Source organism: Endozoicomonas sp. G2_2, from assembly GCF_017744135.1.
Taxonomy (GTDB): domain Bacteria; phylum Pseudomonadota; class Gammaproteobacteria; order Nevskiales; family Salinisphaeraceae; genus Salinisphaera.
This window is the reverse complement of record NZ_JAGHQU010000002.1, coordinates 399378-410418: the sequence shown is the minus strand read 5'-3', so window position 1 is coordinate 410418 and position 11041 is coordinate 399378. Positions and strand designations below refer to the sequence as shown.

At 63.8% G+C, this 11041-nt stretch carries 10 protein-coding genes; 8 read left to right on the top strand and 2 right to left on the bottom strand.

Features of this window, described 5'->3' with window-relative positions; translation table 11 throughout:
- On the top strand, positions 1-124 hold a 124-nt coding region (locus J7355_RS04080), incomplete at its 5' end, for a transposase (RefSeq protein ID WP_209060178.1).
- A gap of 60 nt (positions 125-184) precedes the next feature.
- Here the strand turns inward: J7355_RS04080 and J7355_RS04075 are convergent.
- Positions 185-3724 carry an Rne/Rng family ribonuclease gene (locus J7355_RS04075; RefSeq protein WP_209060131.1) on the bottom strand — a complete coding sequence of 1180 codons (3540 nt, stop codon included), beginning with the start codon at positions 3722-3724 and terminating at the stop codon, positions 185-187.
- Between the two features lie 369 nt (positions 3725-4093).
- Here J7355_RS04075 and J7355_RS04070 point away from each other — a divergent pair, with 369 nt between their 5' ends.
- Together J7355_RS04070 and J7355_RS04065 are read left to right on the top strand one after the other, a co-directional pair.
- Positions 4094-4981, top strand: coding sequence for an RluA family pseudouridine synthase (locus tag J7355_RS04070; RefSeq protein ID WP_209060129.1), 888 nt, complete (start codon positions 4094-4096; stop codon positions 4979-4981).
- Positions 4978-5640 carry an HAD-IA family hydrolase gene (locus J7355_RS04065; RefSeq protein WP_209060127.1) on the top strand — a complete coding sequence of 221 codons (663 nt, stop codon included), beginning with the start codon at positions 4978-4980 and terminating at the stop codon, positions 5638-5640. The genes J7355_RS04070 and J7355_RS04065 overlap by 4 nt, the downstream gene beginning before the upstream one ends.
- A 20-nt stretch (positions 5641-5660) precedes the next feature.
- Here the strand turns inward: J7355_RS04065 and J7355_RS04060 are convergent, their stop codons facing one another.
- On the bottom strand, positions 5661-6254 hold the full coding sequence (locus tag J7355_RS04060; RefSeq protein ID WP_209060125.1) for a Maf family nucleotide pyrophosphatase: 594 nt from the start codon (positions 6252-6254) through the stop codon (positions 5661-5663).
- Positions 6255-6392: 138 nt separating this feature from the next.
- Here J7355_RS04060 and J7355_RS04055 point away from each other — a divergent pair, with 138 nt between their 5' ends.
- From J7355_RS04055 to clpA, 5 genes are all read left to right on the top strand, one after another.
- Positions 6393-6929, top strand: coding sequence for a YceD family protein (locus J7355_RS04055; protein WP_209060123.1), 537 nt, complete (start codon positions 6393-6395; stop codon positions 6927-6929).
- 35 nt (positions 6930-6964) lie between these two features.
- Entirely contained in the window at positions 6965-7147 is a 183-nt protein-coding gene (gene rpmF, locus J7355_RS04050) for a 50S ribosomal protein L32 (RefSeq protein WP_209060120.1), read from the top strand.
- Positions 7148-7190: 43 nt separating this feature from the next.
- On the top strand, positions 7191-8201 hold the full coding sequence (gene plsX, locus J7355_RS04045; protein WP_209060119.1) for a phosphate acyltransferase PlsX: 1011 nt from the start codon (positions 7191-7193) through the stop codon (positions 8199-8201).
- Positions 8202-8373: 172 nt separating this feature from the next.
- Positions 8374-8706 (top strand): ATP-dependent Clp protease adapter ClpS, encoded by a 333-nt coding sequence (gene clpS, locus J7355_RS04040; protein ID WP_209060117.1) that lies wholly within the window; start codon positions 8374-8376, stop codon positions 8704-8706.
- A gap of 58 nt (positions 8707-8764) precedes the next feature.
- A complete protein-coding gene (gene clpA / locus J7355_RS04035; protein WP_209060115.1) occupies positions 8765-11023 on the top strand; it encodes an ATP-dependent Clp protease ATP-binding subunit ClpA in 2259 nt (752 codons plus the stop codon).
- Positions 11024-11041: the final 18 nt, after the last annotated feature.

Below are 11041 nucleotides of genomic sequence, written 5' to 3'. Positions count from 1 at the left end.
TACCAGCGTGCTCGAAGGCATGAACAACCGCATTAAAGTCATCAAACGCCAAGCCTATGGCTTTCGTAACGCCGACTACTTCTTCCTCAAAATCAAAGCCGCGTTTCCCGGTAAAGTGCGATGAACCGAAAAAAAGCCCCGGTCGATAACGGCCGGGGCTTTTTTACGGGTCGGCGAAGCCGTTCTAGGTGGAAGCGCTCTTCTTGGTTTCCGCCACGCCACCTTCCTCGTCGTCGTCGGCAGAGGCGGTTTGTGTCTCCACCTGCTGGAGCTTGGGCTGCTCGTCCTTGGTGTCCTGCGTACTCGATGCAACCACGTCTTCGACGCGCGCCTTGGCCTGTGCAGTGGTCTCGGCCGTGGTGTTCGCGTCTTCTGCCGTATCCACTTCTTCCGCTTCGGCGACGCTGGCCTGGGCGGAATCGTCGACCTCGGCTTGCGTCGTGCCCGCGCTGGCTGCGGTCTCCACCTGCTGCAGGGCGGGCGTCGACGTCTCGACGTTATCAGGCGAAGCGGTGCTTTCGGTGGCCGGCTTCGCCGGTTCCGACGCGGCGGCGGTCGTAGTCGGCTCGCTGTCCGCCGCCTTGTGCGCGGCATCGCTCTCGCGATCGGCGCGAGCATTCTCGTGTTCTCGCGTCGCGTCGCTGTCGGACGCCGGCGATGCCGGTTTCTTCGAACCGCGCGCCTTGCTCGGCCGGCGTGGCTTCGACGCTACGGCGGCCGAATCGCTCTCGTTCGAAGTCGCTGGCGCGTCATCACCTGTGTCCGTTTGCGACGGGCGTTCCTCGGTGTTCGCGTCGGGCGCCTGGCGCGAGGATGCGGCCTTCGCGTTATCACTGGCGGTTACTGCCGACCAGGGCTGCTCATCCTCGGGGGCGGGCGTGTTGAGCTTGCTCGCGCTGGACGCCGCCGCCTGCTTTTCGGTGCTGGGTTCCACCGCGTCCTCGGCATGGCCGTCGCCATCTGAATCTGCGGTGTCGGCTTTGCCTGCCGGGCTTGCCTTATCGGCGTTCAGCGCCGCGTCGTCGGCCGGGCGGGGCGATTCCGCATTGTCGGGGGTGTCGGCCGCCGACGTCTGATCGGTGGCCGCATTTTCGGACGCGGCGTCGCCATCGGTGGTTTCACTATTCGACGCGTTCGCGTTGTCGCTCTGCTTGTTGCGGTTTCGACCGCCGCGACGACCGCGACCGCCACGCCGCCGCCGGCGGCGGCCACCGTTGCCTGATTCGTTGGCCTGGGCGTTATTGCTGTCGCTGCCGTTGCCGCTGTCGGAATCCGAAGCCGATTCGGTACGCTTGTCGTCATTCGGCTTGGCGCCGTCTTGTGCATCAGCGGTGCCGTCCGGCTGATCCGTGTGGGCGTTTGCCTGGGCATTGCGATCGGCGTCGTCTGCTTCGCCGGCTGCCTTGCCATTTCTGCGCGACGGTGCGTTGTTCTGCTTGGCTTCGGCCGCGCCTTTGGACTGCTCGCCCGAGTCGGCCTTCGAGGCCTGTTTGCCTTTGGCGCTGTTGCGGTCGGAGCCGTTGCCGCCGGATGTGGCGTCGGCCTTGTTATCGCCCTTGTTGTTGCCCTTGTCATTGCTCTTGTCGTTGCCCTGGGCCGGGTTCTGACCTTGATTCGAGCCCTGGTTCTGGCCGGGATTCTGGCCCTGGCTGCGGCTATTGCCTTTGCTGTTCTGCGTGTTTTTCTGATTGGCGTTCTGGCTGTTGTCGTCGCCGGCATCGCTGTTGCCGCGATTGTTCCGACGATTGCGGCCGCCACGGCGCGAACGTTTGTTGCCGTTTCCGGAGCCGCTGGCGTTGTTGTCGCCGGCACCGCCGGAGGCGCGGCGCGAACGGCTCGGGCGCGTTTTCTGTGCGCCGCCGGAACGGGACTCGTTGTCGCTTTTCCGGTTCTTGTCACTCTGCGAACCGCTGCGTTGGTTCTTGTCACCCGCGGACGACGTGTGCGACTTGCTGTCTTGCGCGGCGTGATCGCCGGCGAAGATGCGCCGCACGGCGTCCCAGAGCTGCTGCCAGGGCGTCATGACAGCGGCCGCAGCCGCCGGGGCGGCTGTCGATGTCGACGCGTCAGTGCTCGTCTTGCGTTCGATTACGGGCGCATCGGGACGCGCAACGCGCTTGACCGCGGGTTCCTCGCGCGTGGTGGTTGCCGTGCTGGCGTGGTTGGGCTCGACCGGCTTTTCGATCTCGACGTGCGTGTCCAGCCGGTAGCTGGTCGCGTCGTTGGCGTCTTCCTTGAGCTGGTCGCCCCGGACGCGGCGGATCTCGTAGTGCGGCGTTTCCAGGGTGTGGTTGGGCACCAGTGTGACCTGCGTGCCGGAACGCTTTTCGACACCCGCGATATCGTCGCGCTTTTCGTTGAGCAGAAAGCTCGCGACCGCGACGGGTAGCTGCACGATGACGCGACCGGTGGCGGGCTTCATCGCCTCCTCTTCGAGCAGGCGCAGAATCGAAAGCGACAGCGACTCGACGCTGCGAATGCTGCCGCGGCCCAGGCAGCGCGGGCAGGCCTGGCTGGAATATTCGGAAAGCGACGGCTTGAGTCGCTGGCGCGACATTTCGAGCAGGCCGAAACGCGAGATTCGCCCGATCTGAACCCGCGCGCGGTCGGCCTTGGCCGCCTGCTTGAGACGGTTCTCGACCTCGCGCTGGTTCTTGTTGTTCTCCATGTCGATGAAATCGATCACGACCAGCCCGCCGAGATCGCGAATACGCAGCTGGCGTGCGACTTCGTCCGCCGCCTCGAGGTTCGTGTTGAAGGCGGTTTCCTCGATGCCGCCGCCCTTGGTGGCGCGCGCCGAGTTGATGTCGACGGAGGTCATGGCCTCGGTGTGGTCGATCACGATCGACCCGCCGGACGGCAGGGTGACTTCCCGCTCGAATGCGCTCTCGATCTGCGACTCGACCTGGAAGCGGGAGAAGAGAGGCGTTTCGTCGGTGTAATGCTTGAGCTTGTTCAGCGCATGCGGCATGACCTGCTGCATGAACTCGCGGCCGGTCTCGTAGATGTCGGCCTGATCGATGACCACTTCGCCGATATCGTCGCGCAGGTAGTCGCGCAGGGCGCGAATGATGACGTTGGATTCCTGATAGATCAGGAAGGGCGCCTTGCGCTCGGCCGCGGCGTCGCCGATCGCCTTCCATACGTGGGCGAGGTAGTCGAGATCCCACTGGAGTTCCTCGGCACAGCGGCCGACGCCGGCGGTGCGCACGATCACGCCCATGCCGTTGGGGACCTGAACCTCGTTGAGGGCTTCGCGCAGTTCGTTGCGGTCTTCACCCTCGATGCGACGCGACACGCCGCCCGCACGCGGGTTGTTCGGCATCAGGACCAGATACCGTCCGGCCAGGCTTACGAAGGTGGTCAGCGCGGCGCCCTTGTTGCCACGCTCTTCCTTCTCGACCTGAACGATGATTTCCTGGCCTTCGGACAACGCATGCTTGATGCTGTCCTTGCCATTGTTCTGGCCGCCGCCGTTCTGATCCTTGTTGAAATATTCCTTGGCGACTTCCTTGAGCGGCAGGAAGCCGTGGCGATTGCCGCCGTAATCGATGAAGGCGGCTTCGAGGCTGGGCTCGACGCGCGTGACGCGGCCCTTGTAGACGTTGGCCTTGCGCTGTTCGCGGCTGCCAACTTCGATATCTAGATCATGGAGCTTCTGGCCATCTACGATCGCCACGCGCAGCTCTTCCGGCTGCGTGGCGTTGATCAAAATGCGTTTCATTCGGATGAATCTCGACTGGCGCTCGACTGTCCGAAAGCGTTTGCGGCGCGCGCAGGCAGGCGCCGGCCGCTGGCGTCACGCGATATTCGAGCCCTGCGAGGACTTCGACGATCACGCGATACACAGCAGCAATCAGACAGGAGCACATGAACAAAATAAGTGACTCTTCGCGGAAAACACGCTGTTCAGGGCGCATGCTAGGCTTGCCCTCGTATTTCAGCGTGTGACAAGTAACTGTCAGTCGGTGATTGCGTACCCGCGCGGGAAAGGCGTCGGCGGACAGGTCAATCAACCCGACCTTGGGAGTGTAATCTGACTACGGCACCCGCTCAAGTTCGTTATGTGCGCATCGACGAAAACGATGTCGGCATGCGACTCGACAATTTTCTGCTACGTACCTTCAAGAACGTACCGAAGTCGAAGGTCTACCGGATCATTCGCAGCGGCGAGGTCCGGGTGAATCGCGGCCGGGCCAAGCCCGGAACGCGCCTGGCCCGAGCCGACGAAGTCCGGTTGCCGCCGGTGCGGCAAAAAGAAAAACCCGGTCCCGGTCGGCCACCCGATCATCTTCTCGAGCGCGTCAACAAGGCGTTGTTGCTCGAGCGCGACGATGTGCTCGTATTCAACAAGCCGCCTGGCCTGGCCGTGCACGCCGGCAGTGGTCTGCGTTTCGGCCTTATCGAGATTCTGCGCGTCGCGCGTGCTGGCGAATACGTGGAACTGGTGCACCGGCTCGACCGGCACACCAGCGGCTGTCTTTTGGTCGCGCGTTCGCGCGCCGCGCTGGACGGCCTGCGGGCAGGGCTCAATGATGCCTCCGCGGGCAAGCGCTATCTCGCGCTGGTGGATGGCCACTGGAAACAGGGGACGATCGAGGTCGATGCGCCGCTGTCACGGGACGTGGAGCGTAGCGGCGAGCGCATGGTCGTGGTCGACAAGGCGGGCGGAAAGACGAGCGTCTCGCGTTTTGCGCCGATCGCGTTCTACGACGATGCCACGCTCATGTCGGTCGAGATCATGACCGGCCGCACGCATCAGATCCGTGTCCATGCCGCGCATTGCGGCCATCCGGTCGCCGCGGACGATAAATACGGGTCGAATACGCGCGCAACGCGATGGCGCGAGCGGGGCTTGGAGCGCATGTTTCTGCATGCCGAACGCCTGCAGCTCCGATACGCCGGTGAGCTGCTCGATATCAAGGCGCCGCTGGCAGGCGATCTGCAAGCGGTGCTGGACGCACTGGAGCCTGCGCCATGAAACATTACGAACTGCTCGTATTCGACTGGGACGGCACGTTGATGGACTCCGCCGGCGAGATCGTTTCCGCCATGCAGCAGGCCATCCAGGTCACCGGGCTGCCCGAGCGCACGCCGGAGCAGATGCGCCAGCTCATCGGTCTCGGCCTCGACGACGTGCTTGCCCGTCTGTTCCCCGAGCTGGATACGCAACGCGTACGAGCCAAACTGGAGGCCTACCGGGCGCGCTATGGCATGCAGCGCAGTACGGCCGTGCTCTTTCCGCCGGTCATGGATGCCCTCGAGACATTGCGCGATACCGGTTATGTCATGGCGGTCGCGACGGGCAAGAGCCGGCGCGGCCTGAATGCGGCCATGCGGGATACCGGTACGCGCGACTTCTTCGCGTTCACGCGCTGCGCGGACGAATCCATCCCCAAACCGGCGCCAGCCATGCTGGAGGACATTCTCCTGCGGTCAGCGACGATGCCGGAACAGGCCTTGATGATCGGCGATACCGAGTACGACATCGCCATGGCGCGCGCGGCCGGCGTCGACGCGTTGGGCGTGGGTTGCGGTGTCCACGACACGGCGCGCCTACGCCGAGCCGGCGCTCTCGACGTCCTCGATACGGTCGAAGCCTTACCGGCCTGGCTCGCCTGCGAAGCACGGCCCGCGTAGCCGCTGGTCGGCAGGCCCGCCTAGGGCAGCGCGACGCCCGCCTGTTCCAGAAACCGGCGCAGCGCGATGAGCGGCAGACCGACCAGGGCGGAGGGGTCTTTCGATTCGATGGCTTCCACCAGCGAGATGCCCAGTCCCTCCGACTTGATACTGCCGGCCGTTGCAGTCACGTCTTCGGCCTGCACGTAGCGCGCGATTTGTTCGTCGGTCAGTTCGCGAAAGCGGGTTGTCACCGTTTCTACCGTCGCCAGCGGCGCGTCGAAGCCAGGCGCGCAGACACACAGCCCGCTGTGAAACAGCACGGCCTGTCCGGACTGCTGGCGAAGCTGTGCCTTGGCGTTTTCACGCGTGCCCGGTTTGCCGAGAATCGCGCCGTTCACATCGGCGACCTGATCGGCGCCGATCACGATCGCCTCCGGCCAGGTTTCGGCCACACTCTGCGCCTTGGTGATGGCGAGCCGGCGGGCCAGCGCCAGGGGCGACTCGCCGGCATGCGGCGTCTCGTCGACGTCCGGCGAGGTCGCCTCGAACCTGATGTTGAGCTGTTGCAACAGCTGGCGGCGCCAGGGCGAGCTGGACGCAAGGATGATGAGTTTCTGATTCGATGCGGCCATGGTCGGTTCCTTCACGCGATTCGAAAGCCGCACAAGGATAAACGATCGGGCCATCAGGAGCGTAAGCGCATGTCGCATGCGCCTCAAAGCCGCGAAATGCTTTGACTTGCGTACGCTTCGGCCCTATTATCGCGCGCCATGAGCACGCCGGGAACGCTGGCACATCGCGTCGACTACCGTCGGCTCGCCACCCAGCAGGGGCGTGTCAGCGGCGAAATCGAACTCTCCCGCCTGCGTCGTGTGGTCGCCGAAACGGTTGCCGCACCGCGCGCGGGTGATTCGGTGGCCGTCGATCTCGAGTTCAAGGAAGATGCGCAACGGCGTGTGCGTGTCGAAGGCACGATAGGCACGAGGCTCCAGCTGGAGTGTCAGCGTTGCCTGCAGGCTTTCGACCAGCCGATGCATGTCGAGGTCGCCGGTGTAGTCGTCGGCGATGACGAGGCGGCAGCGAACGTGCCGCGTGAAGATGAACCGGTGATGGCCGATGGCGATCTGCTGGACGTCCACACGCTGGTCGCGGATGAATTGCTGCTGGCCATGCCGAGCGTGGCGCGTTGTGCGCGTTCGGCCTGCCGAGCGGCGTACGTCGATGACGAGACGCCGCCACGAGAGACGAAAGAGCAAGAACCGAACAATCCGTTCGCCGTGCTGAGTCAGCTCAAGCGCAACGATTGACGATTTCTACAATACGCTGGAAGACATAGAACGCCATGGCCGTCCAAAAGAACCGTAAATCCCGTTCGAAGCGTGACAAGCGTCGTACCCACGACGAGATGAAACACCCCACGCTGTCGATCGACTCGACCACCGGCGAGACGCATCGCCGCCATCACGTCACGCGTGACGGCTTCTATCGCGGCCGTCGTGTCGTGAATATCGGCGACGACGCCTGACAGTCGATCGATGACGGGGCGCCTGCCCCGTTTCGATGAACCCATGACCCGTATTGCCGTCGACGCCATGAGCGGCGACCGCGGCGCGCCTGTGGCCGTGGAAGCCGTCGTGGCCAGCCTGCAGTCGCATCGCGACCTCGAGATCGTGCTCGTGGGCGATGCGGATGCGCTGAACCAGGAGATCGCGCGCCATCGCAAGGCCGATGTCGGCGATCGTCTGACCGTGCGTCACGCGTCGGAAGTCGTGGGCATGTGCGAATCGCCCGCGCGCTCGCTGCGGCAGAAGAAAGACTCTTCGATGCGGGTGTCGATCAATCTCGTCCAGTCGGGCGAGGCGGGTGCGTGCGTGTCGGCGGGCAATACGGGCGCGCTGATGGCCACGGCGCGATTCGTGCTCAAGACGCTGGCGGGCATCGACAGACCGGCGATCGTGTCGCCGATCCCCTCGCGACGTGGCCATACGCTCATGCTTGACCTCGGCGCGAACGCCGAGTCGACCCCGGAGCAGCTGTTTCAGTTCGCGGTGATGGGCGCGGTCGTCGCCGAAGCCGTCCACGGTGTGGAGAGTCCGCGCGTCGGGCTGCTGAATATCGGCGCGGAAGAGATGAAGGGCAATGTCCAGATCCAGCAGGCGGGCAGGCTCATCGGCGACAGCGAACTCAATTACATCGGGTTCGTCGAGGGTGACGATATCTACATTGGCGATGTCGACGTCGTGGTCTGTGACGGGTTTGTCGGCAACGTCGCGCTAAAGACGAGTGAAGGACTCGGCAAGCTCATCGCCCAGTTCCTGCGGGAAGAATTCTCGCGCAACGCGCTGACACGCACCGCGGCGTTTTTCGCGATGCCGGTACTGCGGGCGTTCCGCCGCCGGGTGGATCCGCGCCAGTACAACGGGGCGACCTTCATCGGGTTGCAGGGCACCGTGATCAAGTCGCACGGCGATGCCGATGCCGTTGCGTTCGCCAGCGCGATCGATGTCGCGCGCATGGAGGTCGAGCAGCAGGTGCCGGAGCGTATTCGCACGCTGCTCGCTCACAGCCTCGGCGAATAGCCGCCGAAGGGCGCATCTCGCAGCCTTTCCTCGTGTCGCCCGACGGTGGCGCAACCGATTGCTCCCAATCGATTGATTTGGCGCCCCCGTATCCTTATATCCTGCGTATAGAAAACGGGGTGCGATCGTGGTTTGGCCGATTCTGCGGCCACCGCAATCCAAGGTAGGCGTCATGAGTCAGTCCGACAAACCGAAACCGACCGTGGAGGACGAGGGCGAAGCCGTCGTCGAAACCAGTCGTCCGAAGACCAAGCAGCCACCGCTGTACAAGGTGATCATGCATAACGACGACTTCACGCCGATGGAGTTCGTGGTGGAAGTGCTGATGACCTACTTCTCCCTGAACCGCGAGCAATCGGTACAAGTCATGCTTACTGTTCATACGCGGGGCAAGGCGGTCGCGGGCACCTTTACCGCCCAGATCGCGGAGACGAAAGTGGCCATGGTCAACGATCACGCGCGCGCCCATCAGCACCCGCTGTTGTGTACTATGGAAAAAGCCTGATTCCGACCGATAAAGGGATCATCAGGCCTCAATCGAACGTCAAGTTCGGGGACGCAAAATGCTGAGCCAGGAACTTCAAACCGCCCTCGATGCCGCCTTCATGGTGGCGCGGCGGCAGCATCACGAGATGCTCACCGTCGAGCACTTGCTTATGTCACTGCTGGACAACCCTGCGGTGGTCGAGGTGCTCGAATCGGTCAATGCCGATATTCCCCGTCTCGAACGCGAGCTCAAAAGCTATATCGATACGCATGTGCCGGTCGTCCCGGCAGGCGAAGACCACGAGGTTCAGCCCACGCTGGGGTTTCAGCGCGTGCTGCAGCGCGCGGTCTATCACGTGCAGTCGTCGGGCAAGAAGGAGGTCACCGCGGTCAACGTGCTGATCGCCATCTTCTCCGAACAGGAGTCCCACGCCGTGTACTTGCTCGGCGAACAGGATGTGACGCGCCTGGATGTGGTCAATTTCGTGTCGCACGGCGTGTCGAAGTCGGAATCCGACAGTCCGGAAGTCGGTCCGACGACCGAAAAGACCAGCGAAGAAGGCGAGTCGAGCAAGTCGCCGCTCGAACAGTACGCGACCAATCTCAACCGCAAGGCCGCCGAGGGCGACGTGGATCCGCTCATCGGGCGCGATCACGAGATCGAGCGGGTCATTCAGACGCTCTGCCGGCGCCGCAAGAACAACCCGCTGCTCGTGGGCGAGGCGGGGGTCGGCAAGACGGCGATCGCCGAAGGCCTGGCGCGCATGATCGTCGACAGTGAAGTCCCCGACGTGCTCAGCCATAGCGTGATCTATGCGCTCGATCTCGGGGCGCTGATCGCCGGTACGAAATATCGCGGCGATTTCGAAAAGCGCCTCAAGGGCGTGCTCGCCGAGCTCGGCAAGCAGGACGGCGCTGTACTGTTTATCGACGAGATTCACACCATCATTGGCGCCGGCGCGGCCTCGGGCGGCGTGATGGACGCCTCGAACCTGCTCAAGCCCAAGCTGGCCTCCGGCGAGCTGCGGTGCATGGGTGCGACGACCTATCAGGAATTCCGCGGCGTGTTCGAGAAGGATCGTGCACTGGCGCGGCGGTTCCAAAAGATCGACGTACCCGAGCCGAGCGTCGCCGATACCGTGCAGATCCTGCGCGGGCTAAAGGACCGCTTCGAGAGCCATCACCAGGTCCGCTACACTCAGCCGGCACTCGAAGCCGCGGCAGAACTGTCGGCACGTCACATCAACGATCGCCACCTGCCGGACAAGGCCATCGACGTGATCGACGAGGCCGGCGCACGCCTGCGCCTGCGTCCTTCCGGAAAGCGCCGCAAGACGGTCCAGGTTCGTGATATCGAGGACATGGTCTCGCGTATCGCGCGGATTCCGTCCAAGACCGTTTCGCGTGACGACCGCGATGTGCTCAAGACGCTCGAGCGCGATCTCAAGCTGGTCATCTTCGGTCAGGACGAGGCCGTCACGTCACTCGCGAGCGCGATCAAGATGTCGCGTTCCGGGCTGGATAATCGCGACAAGCCAATCGGCTCCTTCCTGTTCGCCGGCCCGACCGGTGTTGGCAAAACCGAGGTTACGCGTCAACTGGCGTTGCATCTCGGGGTCGAGCTGATCCGTTTCGATATGTCCGAGTACATGGAGCGGCATACCGTCTCGCGTCTGATCGGTGCGCCGCCCGGCTATGTCGGTTACGACCAGGGCGGGCTGCTCACCGAGGCGGTGACCAAACAGCCGCATTCGGTGGTGCTGCTCGACGAGATCGAGAAGGCGCATCCGGATATCTTCAATCTGCTGCTGCAGGTCATGGACCACGGCAAGCTCACCGACAACAACGGTCGCGAAGCCGATTTCCGCAATGTGATCCTGGTGATGACGACCAACGCCGGGGCGGAAGCCATGGCCAGCCGTGGTATCGGTTTCAATCCGAGCGACAGCAGTTCCGATGGCATGGAGGCCATCCGGCGCGGCTTCACGCCTGAATTCCGCAACCGTCTGGATTCGATCATCCAGTTCGAGCCGTTGCAGGGCGAGGTCATCGAGCGCGTCGTCGACAAGTTCGTGCTCCAGCTCGAGGCCCAGCTCGAAGCCCGTGGCGTCGAGCTTGTGGTCGAGTCGGAAGCCCGCGCGTGGCTTGCCGAGCGTGGCTACGATGTGAAGATGGGTGCGCGGCCGATGGCCCGCGTGATCCAGGACCACATCAAGAAGCCGCTCGCCGAAGAGCTGCTGTTCGGCCGCCTGGCCAACGGCGGGCAAGTGGTGGTGCGCGTCAGCGACAACGAAATCGAGCTCGACGTTTCGCCGCGCGAAACCGCGGAAGCCTGACGCAGGCCGCGACAAGCA

Coding starts and splice junctions, on each gene's coding strand:
- J7355_RS04075 (WP_209060131.1), bottom strand. CDS start 3,724: ATGAAACGCATTTTGATCAACGCCACGCAGCCGGAAGAGCTGCGCGTG.
- J7355_RS04070 (WP_209060129.1), top strand. CDS start 4,094: ATGCGACTCGACAATTTTCTGCTACGTACCTTCAAGAACGTACCGAAG.
- J7355_RS04065 (WP_209060127.1), top strand. CDS start 4,978: ATGAAACATTACGAACTGCTCGTATTCGACTGGGACGGCACGTTGATG.
- J7355_RS04060 (WP_209060125.1), bottom strand. CDS start 6,254: ATGGCCGCATCGAATCAGAAACTCATCATCCTTGCGTCCAGCTCGCCC.
- J7355_RS04055 (WP_209060123.1), top strand. CDS start 6,393: ATGAGCACGCCGGGAACGCTGGCACATCGCGTCGACTACCGTCGGCTC.
- rpmF (WP_209060120.1), top strand. CDS start 6,965: ATGGCCGTCCAAAAGAACCGTAAATCCCGTTCGAAGCGTGACAAGCGT.
- plsX (WP_209060119.1), top strand. CDS start 7,191: ATGACCCGTATTGCCGTCGACGCCATGAGCGGCGACCGCGGCGCGCCT.
- clpS (WP_209060117.1), top strand. CDS start 8,374: ATGAGTCAGTCCGACAAACCGAAACCGACCGTGGAGGACGAGGGCGAA.
- clpA (WP_209060115.1), top strand. CDS start 8,765: ATGCTGAGCCAGGAACTTCAAACCGCCCTCGATGCCGCCTTCATGGTG.